Origin of the sequence: Sediminihabitans luteus (assembly GCF_002797595.1) — a bacterium.
In the GTDB taxonomy this organism is placed as follows: Bacteria; Actinomycetota; Actinomycetes; order Actinomycetales; family Cellulomonadaceae; genus Paraoerskovia; species Paraoerskovia lutea.
In genome coordinates, this window is record NZ_PGFE01000002.1 from 14,982 (window position 1) to 37,129 (window position 22,148).

Below are 22,148 nucleotides of genomic sequence, written 5' to 3' on the forward strand. Positions count from 1 at the left end.
GACGTGGCCGGCGCACCCCGGACCCTAGGATGCGTGACGCACCGGACGAATCGGTGCGCACGACATCAGGAGGATCGATGGGGGACGAGCACCAGCTCGCGATTTCCACGCGGGGGTTGCGCAAGACCTACCGCACGCGGCAGGGGAGGTCGGTCGGGGTCCAGGGCCTCGACCTCGACGTGCCGGTCGGGGGAGTGCACGGGTTCCTCGGGCCCAACGGCTCGGGCAAGACGACGACGATCCGGATGCTGCTGGGGCTGATCCGCCCCGACTCCGGCTCGGCGCAGATCTTCGGGCACGAGGTGCCCCGGGACCTGCCCGCGGTGATCGACCGCGTGGGCGCGATCGTCGAGTCGCCCAAGTTCTACCCCGCGTTCAGCGGGCGACGGAACCTCGAGCTGCTCGCGACCGGGATCGGCGCCCCGCGCACCGAGGTCGACCGCGTGCTGGCCGAGGTCGGGCTGACCGAGCGCGCGAAGGACAAGTTCCGCGGGTACTCGCTCGGCATGAAGCAGCGGCTCGCGATCGCCGCGACGCTGCTCAAGGACCCTGATCTGCTGATCTTCGACGAGCCCACCAACGGGCTCGACCCGGCGGGGATCAAGGAGATCCGCAGCACCATGCGCTCGCTCGCCGACCGTGGCAAGACCGTGCTCGTGAGCAGCCACATCCTCGGCGAGGTCGAGCAGGTCGCCGACACGGTGTCGATCGTCTCGCGCGGCACGCTCGTCGCGCAGGGGCGCGTGGCCGACCTCATCGGGGCGAGCACGCAGAGCGTGCGCCTGTGCATCACCGACACCTCGGCTGCGACGTTCGCTCTCGTCGAGGCCGGCTACGCGGTGCGCGACGACGCGGGCGTGCTCGTGGTCGACGGGGTCGCGGAGTCGTCGCACGTCACACGCGTGCTCGCCGACCGCGGCCTCTACCTGAGCGAGCTCGTTCCCGTGCGGGCCGACCTCGAGTCGGTGTTCCTCGAGCTCACGGGCGACGACGGCCCGGGCGCGAGCCACGAGATCGCGTTCGCGGGCGCCGGCGCCCGACAGCCCGGCGACCAGGGAGGGGAGGCAGCATGAGGCTCCTGCGTGCAGAGCTGTGGCGCTTCCGTTCGCGCCTGCTGATCCGCTGGATCGCCGTCGGGACCCTGGTGATCGCGGGGCTCGTCGCGGTCGGCGCGTACGTCCAGAGCGCGCCGATGCCCGAGGACCAGGTCGCCATGATGCGTGCCGACTACGACGCCACGGTCGCCGACTACGCGGAGAACGGCGCGCAGTACCTCGAGGACTGCAGGGCCCAGGCCGAGGAGCAGGGGCTGAGCGACGAGGAATGGGGCTGCACCGAGGAGGCCTACTCCGTGGGCGACTTCGAGGACTGGATCGGCCCGCCGTCGGAGTTCGGGTGGGACGAGCCCGAGGCGGTCGAGGGGCCGGAGCTCTCGCCGTACAACGGGACGCCGGTCGAGGACCTCCCCGCCGAGCTGCGGTCCGAGCCGCTCGTCGGCATGGAGGCCGTCGAGGGCGCGTCGTGGTCCGGTGTCGGGAACGTGCTGACGCTGCTGCCGGTCTTCGTGCTCCTCGGTCTCGTCACGGGCGTGACCTTCACTGCGGCGGAGATGAGCTCGGGCGCGATCTCGAACTGGCTCACGTTCGAGCCGCGCCGCCGGCGGGTGTTCTGGTCCAAGGCGTCCGGTGCCGCGCTCGGCACGCTGCCGATCGCCCTGGTCGGGATCGCGGTCGCGGGCCTCGGGTCGTACGCGGCCTACGGCCTGCACGACGCCTACGGCACCATGGGCTCCGAGCAGTGGGGCTACTTCGCGGGCGGCATGGCCCGTGCCCTCGTCGCCGCGGTCGTCGCGGCCGTGGTCGGGGCGTCGCTCGGCATCCTCCTGCGGCACACCGCGATCGTCGCGGGCGTCGTGGTCGGTTGGTTCGTGGTCGCCGAGTTCATCCTCGGGCTGGCCATGCAGGTCTCGGCGCTCACGCCCTACCTGCTCTCGACCAACCTGGTCGCGTGGATCCAGGGCGGGACGAACTACCAGGTCACCCGCTGCGTCGTCGACGACACGCAGGGCGAGATCTGCGAGGGCGTGAACTACGCGGTGTCGACGGCCCACGGCGGCATCGTCCTCGGCGCGGTCGCGGTGGTCGTGACGCTCTTCGCGGTGCTCGTGTTCCGCCGCCGAGACGTCGGGTGACCGCCGCCGGCTGAGCCGCACCCTGGCGGACGACGCAGGGCCGGGATCCGCGCGATCCCGGCCCTGCGTCGTCCGACGGTCTCACCTGATGGGACCGCGCTCCCGAAGGATGACACGCGCCGGGGATCGGCGTACTGTGAGCAGCGTGCAGACGATCCTCCTCGTAGTACTTCCTGAGCGCGCCGGCTGAGGCCAAGCCCGTCAGGTCTCGTCAGCGCGCTCACCCCGAAGAACCCTGACCTGGGTTCCCGGGGTTTTTTCATGTCAGCACACAGCACGGTCAGCACGACCCCTACCAAGGAGATACCGATGGTCCAGGGTCCTTCCCCGGCTCCGGCACGGCCCGGCGCACCGACGCCCTCGTCGCTCGCGGCGAAGCCGTCGCCCGCGACCGCGAGCCCGCGCGGCCGCACGGCCGCGGCCCCCCGCACGAGCGGCGGAGCGCACGTCCCCACCGAGCAGGTCACGGGCGCGCAGTCGATCGTCCGCTCGCTCGAGGAGGTCGGGGTCGACACGGTCTTCGGCATCCCCGGCGGCGCTATCCTGCCCACGTACGACCCGCTCATGGACTCGACCCGCCTGCGGCACATCCTCGTGCGCCACGAGCAGGGTGGCGGCCACGCGGCGTCCGGCTACGCGCACGCGACCGGCAAGGTCGGCGTGACCATGGCGACCTCGGGCCCCGGCGCGACCAACCTCGTGACCCCGATCGCCGACGCGAACATGGACTCGATCCCGCTCGTCGCGATCACGGGCCAGGTCGGCGCCTCGCTCATCGGCACGGACGCGTTCCAGGAGGCCGACATCGTCGGCATCACTCTGCCGATCACCAAGCACAACTACCTCGTGACCGACCCGGCCGAGATCCCGCGCGTGATCGCCGAGGCGTTCCACGTCGCGGCGTCGGGCCGCCCCGGCCCCGTGCTGGTCGACATCGCGAAGTCCGCCATGCAGGCCACGACCACGTTCTCGTGGCCGCAGGAGCTCCAGCTGCCCGGCTACCACCCGGTGACCAAGCCGCACAGCAAGCAGATCAAGGAGGCCGCTCGCCTCATCGCGTCGGCCAAGCGGCCCGTGCTCTACGTGGGCGGCGGCACGATCCGGGCGAACGCCTCGGCCGAGCTGCGCCGCCTCGTGGACGCCTCGGGCGCGGCCGTCGTCACGACGCTCATGGCCCGCGGCGCGCTGCCCGACTCGCACCCGCAGAACCTCGGGATGCCCGGCATGCACGGCACGGTCCCCGCGGTCGCGGCGCTGCAGAAGGCCGACCTCGTGGTCGCGCTCGGCGCGCGCTTCGACGACCGCGTGACCGGCCTGCTCTCGTCGTTCGCGCCCCACGCCGCGACGATCCACGCCGACATCGACCCCGCCGAGATCGGCAAGAACCGCGAGGTCGACGTGCCGATCGTCGGCGACCTCAAGGAGGTCATCGCCGACCTGCTGCCCGAGCTCGAGCGCGAGCACGCGGTGCAGGGCAAGCCCGACCTCGGGGCCTGGTGGCGACAGATCGACGACTGGCGCGAGACCTACCCGCTCGGGTACGCCGAGCCCGACGACGGCCACCTGTCGCCGCACCACGTGATCCAGCGCCTCGGCGAGATCTCGGGGCCCGAGTCGATCTACGTCGCGGGCGTCGGCCAGCACCAGATGTGGGCCGCGCAGTTCATCCGCTACGAGCACCCGCGCACCTGGCTCAACTCGGGCGGCCTCGGCACCATGGGCTACTCGATCCCCGCGGCCATGGGCGCCAAGGTCGGCATGCCCGACAAGACCGTGTGGGCGATCGACGGCGACGGCTGCTTCCAGATGACCAACCAGGAGCTCGCGACCTGCACGATCAACGAGATCCCGATCAAGGTCGCGCTGATCAACAACTCGTCGCTCGGCATGGTGCGCCAGTGGCAGACGCTGTTCTACGACAAGCGCTACTCGAACACCGACCTGCACACGGGCCGCGGCACGCAGCGCGTGCCCGACTTCGTCAAGCTCGCCGACGCCTACGGCGCCGAGGGCATCCGGGTCGAGCACGAGGGCGACGTCGACGCCGCGATCAAGCGCGCCATGGAGATCGACGACCGACCCGTCGTCATCGACTTCAACGTCTCGCGCGACGCGATGGTGTGGCCCATGGTCGCCGCCGGCGTGAGCAACGACGACATCCAGTACGCACGCGGCATCTCGCCCGCGTGGGACCGCGAAGACTGAGACCGGGGAGAGATCCAGCCATGTCCCGTCACACCCTCTCCGTGCTCGTGGAGAACAAGCCCGGCGTGCTCACGCGCGTCGCCGGCCTGTTCGCCCGTCGCGCGTTCAACATCCACTCGCTCGCCGTCGGGCCGACCGAGCACGAGGAGCTCTCGCGCATCACGGTCGTGGTCGACGTCGAGCAGAACCCGCTCGAGCAGGTCACCAAGCAGCTCAACAAGCTCGTCAACGTGATCAAGATCGTCGAGCTCGAGCAGCCGACCTCGGTCCAGCGCGAGCTCATGCTCGTCAAGGTCCGCGCCGACGGCGCCAACCGCACGGGCGTGCTCGAGGTCGTCGAGCTGTTCCGGGCCAAGGTCGTCGACGTCGTCCCCGACGCCGTGACGATCGAGGCGACCGGGAACCCCGAGAAGCTCGCGGCGCTGCTCGTGGCGCTCGAGCCCTACGGCGTCCGTGAGATCGTGAAGTCGGGGACCGTGGCCATCGGCCGCGGCGCCCGCTCGATCACCGACCGGGCCCTCGAGCGCGTCGCGCGCACCGCATGACACGGGCGCCCCGCGCCCGCTGAGACACACCCCCACCGCAGCACCGAGGGTGGCATCCTTCGATGACACCCACTGAGCACAAGGAGAAACATCGTGGCAGAGCTGTTCTACGACGACAACGCCGACCTGTCCCTCGTCCAGGCGCGCAAGGTCGCGATCGTCGGATACGGCAGCCAGGGGCACGCGCACGCGCAGAACCTGCGCGACTCGGGCGTGAACGTCGTCATCGCCCTCAAGGCGGGCTCGAAGTCGATCGCCAAGGCCGAGGAGGACGGCTTCGAGGTCAAGACCGTCGCCGACGCGGCCGAGTGGGCCGACCTGATCATGATCCTCGCGCCGGACCAGCACCAGCGCTCGATCTACAACGACGAGGTCAAGCCGCACCTCGCCGCCGGCAAGACGCTCGCGTTCGCGCACGGCTTCAACATCCGCTTCGGCTACATCGAGGCGCCCGAGGGCGTCGACGTGATCCTCGTCGCCCCCAAGGCCCCGGGCCACACGGTGCGCCGCGAGTTCGTCGCCGGCCGCGGCATCCCCGACATCATCGCGGTCGAGAAGGACGCCTCGGGCCAGGCCTGGGACATCGCGCTCTCGTACGCCAAGGCGATCGGCGGCACGCGTGCGGGCGTCATCAAGACGACCTTCACCGAGGAGACCGAGACCGACCTGTTCGGCGAGCAGGCCGTGCTCTGCGGCGGCGTGTCGCAGCTCGTCCAGTACGGGTTCGAGACGCTGAGCGAGGCGGGCTACCAGCCCGAGATCGCCTACTTCGAGGTGCTCCACGAGCTCAAGCTCATCGTCGACCTCATGTGGGAGGGCGGCATCGCCAAGCAGCGCTGGTCGGTCTCCGACACCGCCGAGTACGGCGACTACGTCTCGGGCCCGCGCGTGATCGACCCGAGCGTCAAGCAGAACATGGCGGCCGTGCTCGCCGACATCCAGTCGGGGGCGTTCGCGACGCGCTTCATCGAGGACCAGGACGCCGGCGCGCCCGAGTTCAAGGCGCTGCGCGCCAAGGGCGAGGCGCACCCGATCGAGGCCACGGGCCGCGAGCTGCGCAAGATGTTCTCGTGGGCGAAGTCGGGCGACGACTACACCGAGGGCTCGGTCGCGCGCTGACCTGCCTCGACCGGCCGCGCCGGTCGGCACGACCGAACGGTACGACCGAGCACCACCTCTGACGGGCGGGCGACCTGCGGGTCGCCCGCCCGTCGGCGTCCGCGCGTCTGCGTCCTCCCCGGAGCGCGCGCCCGCCTGCGTGCGCCCCGTCGTGGCGGCTACGGTCGAGGGCATGACACCCCCGGGATTCGCTCGGTTCGAGCCGGACCCGCCGCGCGCGCGGCCGAGCGGCCCGGTCATGGTGCGCGCCGCGACCACGGGTGACCTCGACGCGATCCGCGAGGTGCAGGAGGCCGCGCAGCGCGAGGAGGTGCACGCCGACGCGCTCGCGGCCGTGATCGACGACCCGGACCGTTGTCTGGTGGTCGCGGTCGTGGACGGCGCGCTGGTCGGCTGGGCGAAGACCCACCGGTACACGGACCCCGACCCCGTGGCGCCCGGGGGGCACTACCTCGGCGGCGTCACGGTGCACCCCGCGGCCCGACGTCGGGGTGCCGGGCACGCACTGACGCAGGCCCGGCTGGACTGGGTCGCCGAGCGGGCGGACGTCGCGTGGTACGTCGTGAACGCCCGCAACCTCGCGTCGCTCGCGCTGCACGCCCGGTTCGGGTTCGTCGAGGTCGCCCGCGGGGCCGGGTTCCGTGGGGTCCTGTTCGACGGCGGCGAGGGGATCCTGCTCCGCGCGGACCTGCCGCGACGCGCTCTGGCATGATGCGGGCATGACCGACGAGACGAGCGGACCCGACGGCGACGTCGCGGGCGACCAGCAGCAGGCCGAGTCCATCCTGGCGTTCTGGGAGGCCGCCCGCTCGCGCGCCCGTCTCGGGACGATCGCGGTGCTCACCGGCTACGGCGTGACCGAGACGATCCCGCCCGAGGCGTGGAGCTTCGGGGACGACGCCGCTGCGGACGCGATGCTCGACGCGGTGGTCGACGGCCGCCGCACGGGGCTCTCGTCGGCACGCACCGACTACGCCTCGGACGACGAGCTCCCGGCCGTGGGCGACCTCGCGATCCTGCTCGACGCCGCGGGCGCCCCGCGCGCGCTCGTGCGGACCGTCGCGGTCGACGTCGTGCCGTTCGCCGAGGTCGGTGCGGAGTTCGCGCGCGCCGACCTGGGCGGGGAGACCGCGCGGCCGACGGTCGGCGGTGACGATTCGGTCGGCGACGACGATTCGATCGGCGGCGCTTCGGTCGGCGAGGACGCAGTCGGCGGCGATTCGGTCGGTGACGAGGACGCGGTCGCCGCGTGGCGCGCCGCGCACGCCGACCTGGGCGGCGACGACGTCCTCGTGGTGTGCGAGCGGCTCGAGGTGCGGTTCGCCGCCGGTCCCGAGCCCGAGCCCGCGCCCGGGTCCTGACTCGCCCGGGTCGAGCCCGCCGCGAGCTGCGGCCCGAGACGCCGAGCCGCACCGGCCGCCGGTGCGTCAGACGAGGGCGAGCAGCTGCGCCCGGACCTCGGCGGCCGCGACCGACCGCGCCCCGCGCAGCACGGGGGCGTCGGGCACGGCGCTCGCCAGGACGGTGACCGTGTAGTCGGAGCGGTCGAGGTGCGCCTGGGTCGCCTCGGCGAGGGGGGCTCCGCACGCGATGCCGAACGGGCCGCCGAGCACCACGACGCCGGGCTGCGTCACGGCGACCACGGGCTGCAGCACCGCCGCGACCCGCATCGCGAGCTCCTCGTTGAGCGTCGCCGCGGCGGGCGTGCCGCGCGCGCCGGCGACGGCGGCGACGGCCGACCAGAGGTCCGGCGCGACGAGGCCGGACTCGACCGCGAGACGGGTCACGCGGCGTCCGCCGACGAGGTCCTGGAAGGTCTGGGAGTCGTCGAGGCCGGCGAGGCTCGCAGGGACGGGCAGGTAGCCGATCTCGCCGGCCGCCCCGCGCGCGCCCCGCTGCAGGGCGCCCTCGGCCCAGCTGCCGAGACCGACGCCCTGGCCGAGCCAGAGCAGGCTGAACGAGCGGGGGACGTCGGTCAGATGGTCGCGCTCGGCGATCGCGGCGAGGTTGGCGTCGTTCTCGACGAGCACGGTGCAGCCGAGGGCGTCCTCGAGGGTCGCGCGCGCGCCCCGGTGCGGCCAGCCGGGCAGGTCGCCCACGAGGTCGAGGTCGCCCGTCGCGAGGTCGGCGGCCGCCTGCACGCCCGCGACCGCGATGCCCACGCGCGACTCGGGGACGTCGGCTGCCGTGCACGCCGCGCTGCGCGCGCGCAGCAGGTCGTCCGTCGCGGTGCGGTCCGGCCCGGCGGCGACGTGCACGTCGGCGAGCACCTCGCCGCGGGCGTCGACGAGGCTCGCGCGCACGCCGTCGGGAGTGACGTCGAGCGCGAGGCCGACGAGGACGTCGGTCCGGGCGGCGTAGGTGATCGCCTGCGGCCCGCGGTTGCCCTGCACGAGACCGGTCGGCTCGATCAGGCCCGCAGCTTCGAGGCGTGAGACGACCTGGGAGGCCGTGGGGCGCGAGACCTTCGTGATCTCGCCGATCGAGGCGCGCGTGCGCGGGCCCTCGTCGAGCAGCAGCTCGAGCGCCGCGCGGTCGTTGATGCTGCGCACGACTCCCGGCATTCCGGGCTGGTGGTCACTGCTCACGTCGCACCTGCTGTGTCACGGGCGTCCCGGGCCGGGTGTCCGGGACGCGTCCTCGAGCGGGGAGGGTGCCCCGGCGCGGCGACCCGGTGGGTCGCAAGGGTCAAAGATTCCTGACCGTGGGGCAAAGCACAAACGCGAAGGTTGCGAAACGGTATCGACGGGCCCGCCGGGGCGTCGGCGGGTCGGGTCCGCGAGTCCCACGATGCGGGACCGCCGTCCCGAGGAATGACCACCCGCGCGTAGCATGGCACCCATGACGCGCAACATCGAACTGGCAGTGGTCGCCGGAGACGGCATCGGAACCGAGGTCGTCGACCAGGGCCTCGCGGTCCTCGAGGCGGTGCTCTCGGGCTCCGACGTGAAGGTATCGACGACGCCGTTCGACCTCGGCGCCCGCCGCTGGCACGCGACGGGCGAGACGCTCACGGACGCCGACCTCGAGGCGATCCGCACGCACGACGCGATCCTGCTGGGCGCGATCGGCGACCCGACCGTGCCCTCGGGCGTGCTCGAGCGCGGCCTGCTGCTCAAGCTGCGCTTCGCGCTCGACCACTACGTCAACCTCCGCCCCGGCAAGCTGTACCCGGGCGTCAAGTCCCCGCTCGCCGAGCCCGGCGACGTCGACTTCGTCGTCGTGCGCGAGGGCACCGAGGGCCCGTACGTCGGCAACGGCGGCGCGCTGCGCGTCGGCACCCCCGCCGAGATCGCGACCGAGGTGTCGGTCAACACCGCGTTCGGCGTCGAGCGCGTGGTGCGCGACGCGTTCGCCCGTGCCCAGGCGCGCCCCCGCAAGCACCTCACGCTCGTGCACAAGCACAACGTGCTCGTGCACGCCGGTCACCTGTGGCGTCGGACGGTCGAGGCCGTCAACGCGGAGTTCCCCGACGTCACGACCGACTACCTGCACGTCGACGCGGCGACGATCTTCCTCACCACGAACCCGTCGCGCTTCGACGTGATCGTCACCGACAACCTGTTCGGCGACATCATCACCGACCAGGCCGCGGCGATCTGCGGCGGCATCGGCCTCGCGGCGTCCGCCAACATCAACCCCGACCGCACCGCGCCGTCGATGTTCGAGCCGGTCCACGGCTCGGCCCCCGACATCGCGGGCCAGGGCAAGGCCGACCCGACCGCGACGGTCATGTCGGTCGCGATGCTGCTCGACCACCTCGGGCTCGCCGACGAGGCGCGCCGCGTCGAGGCCGCCGTCGCCGCCGACCTGCTCGAGCGCGGCGACCGAGTACGGTCGACGGCCGAGGTGGGACGCGAGCTCGCGCAGCGCGTCGCCCGCTGACGGACGGCCGGGCCCCGCGGGGCCCGGCCGCCGTCCGCACCACGTCGGCCGTCCGTGCCGGTCCTGTTCGATCCGTTCGTCCAGACCGCTGTAGGCACGCCGGACGACGGCCCCGCCGGGTGCGGGTCGAACCTCACCGTGCGGCGTGGAAAACTACAGGGGTCGCCAGGTGAAAGGCCACCCACATGAGCACCCCGCTTGCACCCCAGATCCTCTCGTCCTCGCTCGAGGACCTCGTCACGCTGTTCGACGTGCGCCCCTCGGACTCCGCGCTGCCCGCGGCCGAGCGTGACGCGCTCGTCGCGTCGTCGCCGAAGTTCGGCACGGTCTTCACGGACCACATGGCGCGCGTGTCGTGGACCGCGGCCGACGGTTGGCGCGACCGGCGCGTCGAGCCCTACGGACCCCTCCAGCTCGACCCCGCGACCGCCGTCCTGCACTACGCGCAGGAGATCTTCGAGGGGCTCAAGGCCTACCGGCACGCCGACGGGTCGGTCTGGACGTTCCGCCCCGAGGCGAACGCCGACCGCTTCGCGCGCTCCGCGCACCGGCTCGCGCTGCCCGCGCTGAGCGTCGACGACTTCGTCGCGTCGATCGCCGCGCTCGTGCGCACCGACGAGGCCTGGGTGCCGACGGCGGAGGAGTCGAGCCTCTACCTGCGCCCCTTCATGTACGCCTCGGAGGCGTTCCTGGGCGTGCGCCCGAGCCTCGAGGCCGAGTTCCTCGTGATCGCCTCGCCCGTGGGCGCGTACTTCTCGGGCGGGGTCAAGCCCGTGTCGATCTGGGTCGACACGCAGTACTCGCGTGCGGGCGCCGGCGGGACGGGCGCGGCCAAGTGCGGCGGGAACTACGCGTCGTCCCTGCTGCCCCAGGTCGAGGCGCAGAAGCACGGCTGCGAGCAGGTGTGCTTCCTCGACGCCGGGACCGGCACGTTCCTCGAGGAGCTCGGCGGCATGAACGTGTTCGTCGTGCGCGCCGACGGCTCGGTCGAGACCCCGGAGCTGACCGGGTCGATCCTCGAGGGCGTCACGCGCTCGTCGATCATCGCGCTGCTGGGCGACGCGGGCCGCACCGTGACCGAGCGGCGCATCCCGCTTGCCGACCTCCTGGCCGACATCGAGTCCGGCGCCGTGACCGAGGTGTTCGCGTGCGGCACCGCGGCCGTGGTCACGCCCATCGGCCGGCTCGCGGGCACGGCGTTCGACCACACGATCGCGGACGGCGGCCCCGGGGCCGTGACCATGGCGGTGCGTGAGGAGCTCACGGGCATCCAGACGGGCCGCGTCGCGGACCGCCACGGCTGGCTGCGCCGCCTGGCCTGAGCCGGTCCACCGACCGCAGGCCCGCTGCGCGCCGGCCTGCTGTGCCCCGGCCTGCTGTGCCCCGGCCTGCTGTGCCCCGGCCTGCTGTGCTCCGGCCTAACGGACGCCGGGCTCCGCGGGCCGCACCTCGATGGTGCGGCCCGCGACGCCCGTCAGCAGCGACCACACGGCCGAGCCGATGAGCAGGTTGACCGCGGCCGACGCGATCGCGGCGCCCACGTCGTCGGTCCACGAGAACGGCAGCACCGTGACGACCACGGTCGTCAGCGCCATGAGCCAGCCGAAGAACAGGCGCGGGCGCGGTGTCGAGACGATGAGCAGCACGAGCACGCCGGCCGCGAGGAACGCGAGCAGGGCCCCGGCGACCGCGAACGCCGCGCCGTGCGACCCGGTCGCGAACGCGTCCGGCGGGGGGACGAGGTCGAGCCCGACGACGTCCTCGAGGACGATGACCCCGACGAGGCCCGCGAGCGCGGCGACGATCGCGGTCGCGAGCGCGCCGCCGAGGAACCTGCCGGGCGCCACGGTGAGGCGCGGGTCGTAGGGTCGTTCGGTGGCCTCGACGAAGTCGGAGCGGGTGTCGGGGCCGTCCTCCGGGAGGAACGACGGCGGGCGCGCGTCAGCGTTCGGGTCGGTCATGGCCCCATCCCAGTGCATCGGCCGCGCTCTCGCACGCGGTACGCGTGCGGGATCCCGACGCTGCACGAGGGCCTCGTGCGAGGTCAGTGGCCCGCCCGTTCATCAGGTGGACGGTCCTCGCCCGAGGCGCGGGCGTGTGGCAACATGTGGCTCGTGACACACAACGTCTTCTCGCTCATTCTCACGTAGCGCGTTCGGTACACCACCGAACGCGCCAACCTCCCGCACCCCGGGGGGTTTTTTTGTTGCCGGGCATCACCTCCGTCCGGCGGCGGGCGAACGGTCCGGTCCTCACGAGGGCACCGGGTCCGCGAGCGACACGGAACGAGCGGGACGACGCCGGGCGCGGCGTCGGCGGACGGCGTGCGGCAGCGCCCGGGGCGACCGGGCACGGCCGGACGACCGTCCGTCGCGCCGCACCCCACCCCCTAGAGTGCTGTCGGACCTGCACGTCGGACCCTGCAGCCTCCGCCCGCCTCAGTCAGCTCCCGCCAGAGAGAGACCACGATGAACCCGACCTTCGACGTCTACGACACGACGCTGCGCGACGGCGCGCAGCAGGAGGGCATGAACCTCTCCGTCGCGGACAAGCTCGCGATCGCCCCCCTGCTCGACGAGCTGGGCGTGGGCTACATCGAGGGCGGCTGGCCGGGCGCGATCCCGAAGGACACGGACTTCTTCGCGCGCGCGGCGCGCGAGCTCACGCTCAAGAACGCCGTGCTCGCGGCGTTCGGCTCGACCCGCAAGGCCGGCGTCGCGGCGTCCGAGGACAAGCAGGTCCGCGGGCTGCTCGACTCCCAGGCCCCGGTGCTGACCCTGGTCGCCAAGGCGGACATCCGGCACGTCGAGCGCGCCCTGCGTACCGACGGCCCCGAGAACCTCGCGATGATCGGCGACACCGTGCGGTTCCTCGTCGCCGAGGGGCGCCGCGTGGTGCTCGACGCCGAGCACTTCTTCGACGGGTACCGGTACGACCCCGCCTACACCCTCGCCGCGGTCGAGACCGCGATCGAGGCGGGCGCCGAGGTCGTCGCGCTGTGCGACACCAACGGCGGCATGCTCCCGCACTGGGTCACGGACGTCGTGGGCGAGCTGCGCGAGGCCCTCGGGCACACCGCCGACTCGTCGTACCGCCTCGGCATGCACGCGCACAACGACTCGGGCTGCGCGGTCGCGAACTCGCTCGCCGCGGTCGACGCGGGCTGCGCGCACGTGCAGGGCACGATCAACGGCTACGGCGAGCGCACGGGCAACGCCGACCTGCTGACCGTCGTCGCGAACCTCGAGATCAAGGGCGGGCGCACGCTCCTCGCGGACGGCGGGCTCGCCGAGGCGAGCCGGATCGCGCACGCCGTCAGCGAGATCACGAACATCTCGCCCTACGGGCGCCAGCCGTACGTGGGTGCGAGCGCGTTCGCGCACAAGGGCGGCCTGCACGCCTCCGCGATCAAGGTCGACCCGGACCTCTACCAGCACATCGACCCGCGCGCGGTCGGCAACGACATGCGCATGCTGATCTCCGACATGGCGGGGCGTGCGTCGATCGAGCTCAAGGGCCGCGAGCTGGGCTTCGACCTGACCGGGCAGGGCGAGCTGCTGACGCGCGTGACGACCCGCGTCAAGGACGCCGAGGCGAACGGCTACACGTACGACGCGGCCGACGCGTCGTTCGAGCTGCTGCTGCGCGAGGAGATCAGCGGCGAGCGGCAGGAGTACTTCAGCGTCGAGAGCTGGCGCACGATCGTCGAGCGTGCGGGCTCGCGCGGCACCGAGGCGACGGCCGAGGCGACCGTCAAGCTGCACGCGGGCGGCGAGCGGCACGTGAGCACGGGGGAGGGCAACGGCCCCGTCAACGCGCTCGACCACGCGCTGCGCCAGGCCCTCGTGCGCGTCTACCCGGAGATCCAGGAGTTCGAGCTCATCGACTTCAAGGTGCGCATCCTCGACACGATGCACGGCACCGACGCGACGACCCGCGTGCTCATCGAGACGACCGACGGGCAGCGCTCGTGGTCGACCGTCGGGGTGGGTCCGAACCTGATCGAGGCGTCGTGGGAGGCGCTGACGGACTCCGCGATCTACGGGCTCATCCACGCGGGAGTCTCGCCGCGCTGACGTAGGCTTGCCGCATGCGCGGTGAGTACAAGGTTCCTGGTGGCAAGCTCGTGGCGGTCGACGTCGAGACCGAGGACGGGCGGCTCTCGCGCGTCGCGGTCAGCGGCGACTTCTTCCTCGAGCCCGACGACGCGCTCGAGGACATCGACGGCGCCCTGCTGGGGATGCCCGAGTCCGCGAACGTGGCGCAGCTCGCGGGCGCCGTCGAGTCGGTCCTCGGGGACCACGTGACGATGGTCGGGTTCACGCCCGAGGCGGTCGCGATCGCCGTCCGGCGCGCGCTCGGGCACGCCACGGGCTGGGACGACCACGTGTTCGAGGTCATCCACGACGGCCCCGAGAGCCCGGCCATGCAGATGGCGATCGACCAGGTGCTCGCGGAGGAGCTCGACGAGGGCCGCCGCGGCCCGACGCTGCGCATCTGGGAGTGGGCCGACCCGACCGTCGTCATCGGCTCGTTCCAGTCGCTGCGCAACGAGGTCGACCCGGAGGGCGCCGAGAAGCACGGCATCACCGTGGTGCGGCGCGTCTCGGGCGGCGGCGCGATGTTCATCGAGCCCGGCAACACGATCACGTACTCGCTCACGGTGCCCGGCTCGCTCGTCGAGGGCCTGAGCTTCGAGCGCTCGTACGCGTTCCTGGACGACTGGGTGCTCGGCGCGCTCGCCGAGGTCGGCGTCCAGGCCACCTACCAGCCGCTCAACGACATCGCGTCGCCCGCCGGCAAGATCGCGGGGGCCGCGCAGAAGCGGCTGCGCGGGGGCGCCGTCCTGCACCACGTGACGATGGCGTACGACATCGACGCCGACAAGATGCTCGAGGTGCTGCGCATCGGCCGCGAGAAGATGAGCGACAAGGGCACCAAGAGCGCCAACAAGCGTGTCGACCCGCTGCGCTCGCAGACGGGCATGGCGCGCGAGGCCGTGATCGAGGCGTTCCTGACGCACTTCCGGGGCCGCTACCGCACAGCGGAGAGCACGGTCTCGCCGACCGAGCGGGCCCGGGCCGAGCAGCTCGCGGCGGAGAAGTTCTCGACGCCCGAGTGGACGGCGCGCGTCCCGTAGGTCGCACGCCGTCCGGCGGCGTCAGGCGGGCTGGAGCGCGTCGACGTGCGCGAGGGGGAGTGCGAACTTCTTGACGACGACGTCGCCGCCCTTGGTCAGCTGCTCGCCCTGGTCCTCGAACCCGAGGCGGCCGTGGAAGCGCAGCGAGCCCGGGTTGACGGGCTCGACGTTGACCTCGCACGTCACCTCGGCGCGGCCCTCGCGGCGGGCGATCTCGATGACCTCCTCGTAGAAGCGCTGACCGAGGCCCTGGTCGCGGGCCTCCGCGCCGACCACGATGCGGTCGACGTAGTAGTGGTCGAAGTCGCGCTCCTCGAACCAGGCGTAGTTCTCGGCGTCGAAGTCGGCGCCGGAGTCGAAGGTCACCACGAAGCCGACGGGCTCGTCGGTCGTGGGCTCGGCGGCGACCAGGGTGAGGGTCGACTCCTCGACCAGCTCGCGCATGTCCTCCAGGGGAGTCATGGGCACGGCCGGGGTCGACGCGTTGTTGAGCTCGACGATCCGCTCGATGTCCTCGCTGCGTGCTGGTCGAAGGACCAGGGTGTCGGTGTCAGCAAGGTCTGCGGTCGTGCACGGCATCGGGTACCTCTCGTCGGGGACAGGGCGGTGCCCCTGGGGAAGCGGGCACGGTCGTCCACCGTACGCGGATGGTTCCGAGACCGAAACCCCCGCATTCGGTCATGAAATGGTGTGGCCGCGCGCCCCGAGCGTCAGGAGATGGTCGTCGTCGCGGGGGCCGAGAGCATCACGACCCGCACGCTGCCGCCCTTCGTGGCCTGTTCGCCCTGCGCCGCGAAACCGAGTCGCGTGTGGAACCGGAGCGACCCCGGGTTCGGCGGATCGAGATTCACCTCACACGTCACGACCGCCCGCTGGGTGAGACGGGCCGCGGAGAACACGTGCGCGTACAGCAGGCGGCCGAGGCCCCGGTCGCGTGAGCCCTCGCCCACGACGATGCGGTCGACGTACAGGTGGTCGTACCCGCGCGACTCGAACCACGCATAGTTCTCGCTCGCGTAGTCCGCGCCCGGGCCGAACGCGAGGATCATCGCGAGCGGCACGTCGGGGCGCTCCGGGTCGACCGCCACGACCGGGAGCTCGGCACCCGCGAGCAGCGCCGCCATCTCGGCCTCGCTCGTGATCGGGACGGCGGGGTGGGCGGCGTCGTTGAGGGCGACGAGCGCGGGGACGTCGTCGGGCGTCGCGGGGCGCAGGACGACGGGGCTCGGGTCGGTCACGGGAGTCTCCTGGTGCTGGTGCTGGCTCGTGGTCTGTCGCTGAGGTTCGGGGCCGGCCGCGCGGGGGCGGACGACGGGGGCGCGGTCAGGCGGGCGGACGGCGGGGGCGCGCGGTCAGGCGGGCGGGCGGGCGCCGAACACCGCGGTGCCGACGCGCACGACCGTCGCGCCCTCGCCCACCGCGAGCTCGAGGTCGCTCGACATGCCCATCGACAGCTCGCGCGCGTGCTCGGTGCCCGGTGCGCCCGAGGCAGCCACCGCGTCGCGCACGCCCCGCAGGCGCGCGAACCCGGCGCGGACCGTCGCCGCGTCGCGCGTGTGCGCGCCGATCGTCATGAACCCGGTCAGACGCAGCCCCGGCAGCGTGGCCACGGCGAGCGCCAGGTCGGGGGCGTCGTCGGGCGTCGTGCCGGACTTCGTGGCCTCGCCCGAGACGTTGACCTGGACCATGACGTCGAGCGTGCGGGCGTCGCGCACGCAGCGCGACGACAGCGCCTGGGCGAGCGCGAGCGAGTCGACCGACTCGACGCCGGTCGCGGTCGCGAGCACCGGGTTGACCTTGTTGCGCTGGAGCGGGCCGATCAGGTGCACGGTGACGGCGCCGGCGGCGACGAGGTCGGCGATCGCGTCGGCCTTCGCGGTGAGCTCCTGGACGCGGTTCTCGCCGATCAGGGTCGCGCCCGCGGCCACGACCTCGCGGACGGCGTCCGCGTCCTGCGTCTTGGTCGCGACCAGGACACGGACCTCGGCCGGGTCACGGCCCGCGGCGTGCGCGGCGTCCGACACGCGGGCGACGACCTCGGCGTACCGGTCGGCGATCGTGCGGGGGGAGGGAGACGTCGCGGAAGCTGGCACCCGACGATTCTAGGAGCCGGGGGAGGGCTGGGCCGCCGGTGTCGGTGCTCGGTGCGATCATGGACGCATGCGGACCCTGCTGAACATCATCTGGCTCGTCTTCGCGGGCTTCTGGCTCGCCCTCGGGTACGTCTTCGCGGGGATCGTGTGCTGCGTGCTGATCGTGACCATCCCGTTCGGGATCGCGTCGTTCCGCATCGCGGGGTACGCGCTGTGGCCGTTCGGGCGCACCGTGGTCGACAAGCCCACCGCCGGGGCGTGGTCGACGATCGGGAACGTCATCTGGTTCGTCGTCGCCGGCATCTGGCTCGCGATCGGGCACGTGCTGACGTCGATCCCGCTGTTCCTGTCGATCATCGGGATCCCGCTCGGCATCGCCAACCTCAAGATGATCCCGGTCTCGCTGCTGCCGCTCGGCAAGGACATCGTGCCGGTCGACGCGGCCCGGGGGTACGCGGCGTACGGGCAGTACCCCGGCCAGGCCTACCCCGCCCAGCAGGGCTACGCGACTCAGCAGTACCCCGGCCAGCAGTACCCCGGCCAGGGGCCCGTTCCGCCGAAGTAGAACTGAGCGGCCGAGATAGAGGCCGCGGGGTTCTCTCTCCGCCGCAGGGTTCTACCTCGGCGCGAGGGGTCCCTGGCGCGGCGCGCCTCAGCGCTTCGCGATCGGGGCGGTGCCCGCGTCGGTGAGCCGCACGAGGTCGTCCGGCGCGAGGCCCACGTCGAGCCCGCGCCGACCGCCCGAGACGTACACGGTCGGGTGCTCGAGCGCGCTCGCGTCGACGACGGTGCTCAGCCGGCGCCGCTGGCCGAGCGGCGAGATACCGCCGACGACGTAGCCGGTCGCGCGCTCGGCCGCGGCGGGGTCGGCCATGGTCGCCTTCTTGGCGCCGACGGCGTGCGCGAGCGCCTTGAGGTCGAGCATCCCGGCGACCGGCACGACGCCGACCACGAGCCGACCCTCGACGCTCGCGAGCAGCGTCTTGAACACCTGCTCGGGCCCGACGCCGATCGCGGCGGCCGCCTCGAGGCCGTAGCCGAGGTCGCTCGCCGGGTCGTGCTCGTACGGGTGCAGGGTGTGCGCGACGCCCGAGGCCTCGAGCGCGGCGACGGCGGGCGTGCCCGCGTGGGAATGCGACGGCTTCTTGCTCACAACGACGATCCTGCCGCACCGGGCGCACGCCGTGCCACCCCGGACGCGCGCCGTGCCACCCCGGGCCCGCGGCGCGCCCCACGGGGCCGGGGGTCACATCGGCCCGACGCCCACGACCCGCAGCACGACCTCGCCCGCCTCGTCGCTCGCCGCGTGGTCCACGACGGCGCTGATCGCCCAGTCGTGGTCGCCGTCCGCGTCGTCGAGCACCTGGCGCACGAACCACGTGCCCGGTGCGACCGTGGTGCCGTCGGGCAGGGTCCCCGACTCGTGGATCTGCACGAGCGCCGACGACCGCGCGGCCGCCCCGTACCCGATCGCGTCGTCGCCCTGCGCCTCGAACAGCGGGTCGAGGGCGTCGCCCCACGCGTCGGCGTCCCACCCGGACGCGCCGTCGAGCGCCCCGAGCGGCTCGTAGCGCTCCTGCGCGGCGAGCTCGACGCGTCGGAACATCGCGTTGCGCACCAGCCGGCGGAACGCGCGCACGTTGCCCGTCACGGGGCGCACGGGCTCGCTCTCGGCCGTGCCCGACAGCGGGCCGTCGCCGCCGACGCCGTCCGCGTCGTCGTCGACGGGGTTCGACAGCCGCTCCCACTCGTCCAGGAGCGAGGAGTCGGTGCCGCGCACCACCTCGCCGAGCCACTCGGTGACCTCGTGCACGTCCTCGGTGCGGTGCTCCTCCGAGACGGTCTGCCGGATCGCCCGGTACGCGTCCGCGAGGTACCGCAGCACGACGCCCTCGGTGCGCTCCAGCCCGTACGTCGAGACGAACTCGGTGAACGTCATCGCGGACTCGAGCATGTCGCGCACCACGGACTTGGGCGACAGCTCGGCGTCCGCGACCCACGGGTTGGTGCGCTTGTACTGCACGAACGCGGGCTCGAGGAGGTCCTCGAGCGGCTTGGGCCACGTCACGGTCTCGAGCAGCTCCATGCGCTCGTCGTACTCGATGCCCTCGGCCTTCATCGCGCCGATCGCCTCGCCGCGCGCCTTGTGCTGCTGCGCGACGAGCACCTGGCGCGGGTCGCTGAGCGTCGCCTCGAGCACCGAGACGACGTCGAGGGCGTGCGTGGGGGAGTCGACGTCGAGCAGGTCGAGCGCGGCGAGCGCGAACGGCGACAGGGGCTGGTTGAGCGCGAAGTCGCGCGGCAGGTCGACCACGAGGCGGACGGCGGAACGCTCGCCCCGCGGGTGCGTCGGGTCGGTCTCGCGGTACTTCTCGACGATGCCCGCCACGCGCAGCGAGCGGTAGATCCGGAACACCTGGCGCACGTGCTGCGCGCGCTGCGCCTCGGTGTCGTGGTTCGCGAGCAGCAGGTGCCGCATCGCCGCGATCGGGTCCTGCGCGGGGCGGCCCGTGAACCTGTCCTCGACGCCGCGCGCTAGCACGTTGAGCACCATCGAGTGGCTCACGGTGAAGTGGCTCGTCAGGGGCTCCGGGTCGGCGTCGCGCAGGCGCTCGAACGTCGCGTCCGTCCAGTTGACCGCGCCCTGCGGGGCCTTCTTGCGGACGATCTTCTTGAGCTTCTTCGGGTCGTCGCCGGCCTTCGCGAGCAGCTTGCGGTTCTCGATCACGTGCTCGGGGGCCATCACGAGCACCTCGCCGAGCGTGTCGTACCCGGCGCGGCCCGCCCGGCCTGCGATCTGGTGGAACTCGCGTGCCGTCAGGTGCCGCATGCGCTCGCCGTCGAACTTCACGAGCGACGTCATGAGCACGGTGCGGATCGGCACGTTGATGCCCACCCCGAGCGTGTCGGTGCCGCACACGACCTTGAGCAGGCCCGCCTGCGTGAGGCGCTCCACGACGCGGCGGTACTTGGGCAGCATGCCCGCGTGGTGCACCCCGACGCCGTGGCGCAGGAACTTGCTGAGCGTCCGGCCGAACCCGGTCCCGAACCGGAAGTCGCCCAGCTCGGCGACGATCGCCTCCTTCTCGGCCTTGGTCGCGACGGTCGTGCTCAGCAGCGACTGCGCCCGGTCGATCGCGTCCTTCTGCGTGAAGTGCACGACGTACACGGGCGCGCGGTGCGTCTGCACGAGCTCGTCGATGACCTCGTTGAGCGGGTCGACGACGTAGCTGAACGTCAGCGGGATCGGGCGCTCGGCGCTCGTGACCTCCGCGACGGGACGACCGGTGCGCTCGGTCAGGTCGTCCACGAACAGCGACGTGTCGCCGAGGGTCGCGGACATCAGGATGAACTGCGTGCGCGGCAGCTCGAGCAGCGGCACCTGCCACGCCCATCCCCGCTGCGGGTCGGCGTAGAAGTGGAACTCGTCCATCACGACCTGCGCGGCGTCAGCCTCGGCGCCGTCGCGCAGCGCGATGTTCGCGAGGATCTCCGCGGTGCAGCAGATGATCGGCGCGCCCGGGTTGACCGACGAGTCGCCCGTCATCATGCCCACGTTCTCGGAGCCGAACGCCTCGACCAACGAGAAGAACTTCTCGCTCACGAGCGCCTTGAGCGGCGCGGTGTAGAACGTGCGGCCGCCGCGCGCGTTGCGGTGCGCCGCGAGCGCCGCGAAGTGCGCGGCCATCGCCACGAGCGACTTGCCCGAGCCCGTGGGCGTCGCGAGGATCACGTGCGAGCCCGAGACGAGCTCCATGACGGCCTCGTCCTGGTGCGGGTACAGCGGCAGTCCGCGCGCCTCGGCCCATGCCGTGAAGCCCTCGTACAGGGCGTCCGGGTCGGGCTTCATGCCCAGCACCGACTCGGGCAGGTGGTCGAGGAGGCGGGGTGCGCGCGCGGGGGTGCTAACGGTGGTCATCGGCACCAGTGTCCCAGGTGCCGACGGGCGCCGGGTCGGGCCCGCGCAGGGCCCGCCCGAGACGTCCCGGGTCGCCGTGCAGGACACGGCCCAGCGCCGTCGTCAGGACGAGCGCGAACGAGAGCACGAACAGCCACGACAGGTACGTGAACGCGATGCCCAGCGATCCGAACTGCTGCGCCGCGCTCGCGAGCGCTCGCGGGAGGTAGATGCTCGCCGCGACCGAGAGCACCGCCACGGCGACGCCCATGAGCACGCCTCCGGGGACGAACGAGCGGACGGGCCGGCGTCCGGCGAACAGCAGGTACGGGACCCACGTCCAGACCACCGCGTGGACCGCGAGGACGACGACCGGCTCGACGTACTCGAGCCCGCCGTCCGCGAGGGCCCGCCGCACCCCGAAGACGCCCCAGCACACGAGGCAGATCGACAGCAGCACCGCGAGCCACCGCCAGGCCATCCCGAGCCCCGACGGGCGCGGGAGGTCCCACGCGCGGGCGTAGGTCCGGCTGAGCGCGCGCGAGAAGCTCGTCGCCGAGACGAGGACGACGAGGACGCCGACGACCCCGAAGGCGCTCTGCGCCGACGCACCGCTCGGGAGGGACCGGGTCAGGGTCTCGCGCGTGGCGTCGTCGAGACCGAGGAGGTCGGCGAGCGCGGCCCCCGCGGTGCTGTCGCGGGGAAGGATCGCGCCGATCGCGATCAGGACCGGGACGATCGACGTGAACGCCTGCGCGGCGAGCGTCATCGCACGGTCGAAGACCTCGAGCTCCTGGAGCTGACGGGCGGTGCGCATCCCGACGCGTCCCGGCCAGGTGCGCAGCGCCCGACGCAGCAGCGTGCTGCCCGGGGTGCCCTGGCGTGCGGCGCTGCCGGGCGAGGTCGTGGTCGTCATCGCGCAAGCGTGACAGGCGCGCCCGCCGCGTGTCACGGCGGGCGCGCGCGAGCTCGCTGCATGTGGAGTCGCCGCCCGGTCCTGAACCGGGCCTCTGCCGCGCGCGCGGTCCGCCGGGACCGTAGGTTGTCGGGACGCCCGAGACCCGGGCCCGGC

The 22,148-nt window shown here is 72.8% G+C and carries 19 protein-coding genes and 1 pseudogene; 12 read left to right on the forward strand and 8 right to left on the reverse strand.

The window, feature by feature from the left end:
* Positions 1–77: 77 nt before the first annotated feature.
* The 7 genes from CLV28_RS06160 (at position 78) to CLV28_RS06190 (ending at position 7,421) form a co-directional block, all read left to right on the forward strand.
* Positions 78–1,073: an ABC transporter ATP-binding protein gene (locus tag CLV28_RS06160; protein WP_100422466.1), complete on the forward strand. Its 996-nt coding sequence runs from the start codon at positions 78–80 to the stop codon at positions 1,071–1,073.
* Positions 1,070–2,191, forward strand: a complete 1,122-nt coding sequence (locus CLV28_RS06165; protein ID WP_100422467.1) for an ABC transporter permease subunit — start codon at positions 1,070–1,072, stop codon at positions 2,189–2,191. Before CLV28_RS06160 ends, CLV28_RS06165 begins: the two co-directional genes overlap by 4 nt.
* Before the next feature lie 309 nt (positions 2,192–2,500).
* Positions 2,501–4,396, forward strand: a complete 1,896-nt coding sequence (locus tag CLV28_RS06170) for an acetolactate synthase large subunit (protein WP_100422468.1) — start codon at positions 2,501–2,503, stop codon at positions 4,394–4,396.
* Between the two features lie 20 nt (positions 4,397–4,416).
* Entirely contained in the window at positions 4,417–4,941 is a 525-nt protein-coding gene (gene ilvN, locus CLV28_RS06175; RefSeq protein WP_100422469.1) for an acetolactate synthase small subunit, read from the forward strand.
* 93 nt (positions 4,942–5,034) lie between these two features.
* Positions 5,035–6,060, forward strand: coding sequence for a ketol-acid reductoisomerase (gene ilvC / locus CLV28_RS06180; protein WP_100422470.1), 1,026 nt, complete (start codon positions 5,035–5,037; stop codon positions 6,058–6,060).
* 172 nt (positions 6,061–6,232) lie between these two features.
* Positions 6,233–6,772, forward strand: coding sequence for a GNAT family N-acetyltransferase (locus tag CLV28_RS06185; RefSeq protein WP_239073378.1), 540 nt, complete (start codon positions 6,233–6,235; stop codon positions 6,770–6,772).
* 7 nt (positions 6,773–6,779) lie between these two features.
* Entirely contained in the window at positions 6,780–7,421 is a 642-nt protein-coding gene (locus CLV28_RS06190; RefSeq protein WP_100422472.1) for an ASCH domain-containing protein, read from the forward strand.
* A gap of 66 nt (positions 7,422–7,487) precedes the next feature.
* On the opposite strand, the gene CLV28_RS06195 is transcribed toward CLV28_RS06190, so the two are convergent.
* The gene (locus CLV28_RS06195; protein WP_157802537.1) at positions 7,488–8,648 is read right to left on the reverse strand and encodes an ROK family transcriptional regulator; all 1,161 of its coding nucleotides are present in this window, start codon (positions 8,646–8,648) and stop codon (positions 7,488–7,490) included.
* Between the two features lie 253 nt (positions 8,649–8,901).
* Here CLV28_RS06195 and CLV28_RS06200 point away from each other — a divergent pair, with 253 nt between their 5' ends.
* Both CLV28_RS06200 and CLV28_RS06205 read left to right on the forward strand, forming a co-directional pair.
* Positions 8,902–9,945: a 3-isopropylmalate dehydrogenase gene (locus CLV28_RS06200; RefSeq protein ID WP_100422474.1), complete on the forward strand. Its 1,044-nt coding sequence runs from the start codon at positions 8,902–8,904 to the stop codon at positions 9,943–9,945.
* 185 nt (positions 9,946–10,130) lie between these two features.
* Entirely contained in the window at positions 10,131–11,267 is a 1,137-nt protein-coding gene (locus CLV28_RS06205) for a branched-chain amino acid aminotransferase (RefSeq protein WP_100422475.1), read from the forward strand.
* A gap of 96 nt (positions 11,268–11,363) precedes the next feature.
* Here CLV28_RS06205 and CLV28_RS06210 read toward each other — a convergent pair whose 3' ends face one another.
* Positions 11,364–11,906 carry a DUF6069 family protein gene (locus CLV28_RS06210; RefSeq protein WP_100422476.1) on the reverse strand — a complete coding sequence of 181 codons (543 nt, stop codon included), beginning with the start codon at positions 11,904–11,906 and terminating at the stop codon, positions 11,364–11,366.
* A gap of 507 nt (positions 11,907–12,413) precedes the next feature.
* Between CLV28_RS06210 and cimA the strand changes: the two genes are divergently transcribed.
* Both cimA and lplAB read left to right on the forward strand, forming a co-directional pair.
* Positions 12,414–14,021: a citramalate synthase gene (gene cimA, locus CLV28_RS06215; RefSeq protein ID WP_100422477.1), complete on the forward strand. Its 1,608-nt coding sequence runs from the start codon at positions 12,414–12,416 to the stop codon at positions 14,019–14,021.
* Positions 14,022–14,035: 14 nt separating this feature from the next.
* On the forward strand, positions 14,036–15,085 hold the full coding sequence (gene lplAB, locus CLV28_RS06220; RefSeq protein WP_100422478.1) for a lipoate-protein ligase LplAB: 1,050 nt from the start codon (positions 14,036–14,038) through the stop codon (positions 15,083–15,085).
* Between the two features lie 21 nt (positions 15,086–15,106).
* Here lplAB and CLV28_RS06225 read toward each other — a convergent pair whose 3' ends face one another.
* The 3 genes from CLV28_RS06225 to CLV28_RS06235 form a co-directional block, all read right to left on the reverse strand.
* Positions 15,107–15,664: a GNAT family N-acetyltransferase gene (locus tag CLV28_RS06225; RefSeq protein ID WP_100422479.1), complete on the reverse strand. Its 558-nt coding sequence runs from the start codon at positions 15,662–15,664 to the stop codon at positions 15,107–15,109.
* Positions 15,665–15,795: 131 nt separating this feature from the next.
* Positions 15,796–16,323 (reverse strand): GNAT family N-acetyltransferase, encoded by a 528-nt coding sequence (locus CLV28_RS06230; protein ID WP_100422480.1) that lies wholly within the window; start codon positions 16,321–16,323, stop codon positions 15,796–15,798.
* A gap of 114 nt (positions 16,324–16,437) precedes the next feature.
* The gene (locus tag CLV28_RS06235; RefSeq protein WP_100422481.1) at positions 16,438–17,178 is read right to left on the reverse strand and encodes a YggS family pyridoxal phosphate-dependent enzyme; all 741 of its coding nucleotides are present in this window, start codon (positions 17,176–17,178) and stop codon (positions 16,438–16,440) included.
* Between the two features lie 67 nt (positions 17,179–17,245).
* Between CLV28_RS06235 and CLV28_RS06240 the strand changes: the two are divergent.
* Positions 17,246–17,641: pseudogene (locus tag CLV28_RS06240) on the forward strand (YccF domain-containing protein); the annotation flags it as partial.
* A 189-nt stretch (positions 17,642–17,830) separates the two neighbouring features.
* Here the strand turns inward: CLV28_RS06240 and ybaK are convergent.
* The 3 genes from ybaK to CLV28_RS06255 all read right to left on the reverse strand — a co-directional run bounded on the left by ybaK (position 17,831) and on the right by CLV28_RS06255 (position 21,992).
* Positions 17,831–18,331, reverse strand: coding sequence for a Cys-tRNA(Pro) deacylase (gene ybaK, locus CLV28_RS06245; protein ID WP_100422483.1), 501 nt, complete (start codon positions 18,329–18,331; stop codon positions 17,831–17,833).
* Positions 18,332–18,424: 93 nt separating this feature from the next.
* On the reverse strand, positions 18,425–21,097 hold the full coding sequence (locus tag CLV28_RS06250; RefSeq protein ID WP_203968311.1) for a DEAD/DEAH box helicase: 2,673 nt from the start codon (positions 21,095–21,097) through the stop codon (positions 18,425–18,427).
* The gene (locus tag CLV28_RS06255; protein WP_157802538.1) at positions 21,084–21,992 is read right to left on the reverse strand and encodes a YhjD/YihY/BrkB family envelope integrity protein; all 909 of its coding nucleotides are present in this window, start codon (positions 21,990–21,992) and stop codon (positions 21,084–21,086) included. Before CLV28_RS06255 ends, CLV28_RS06250 begins: the two co-directional genes overlap by 14 nt.
* Between the last annotated feature and the right edge of the window lie 156 nt (positions 21,993–22,148).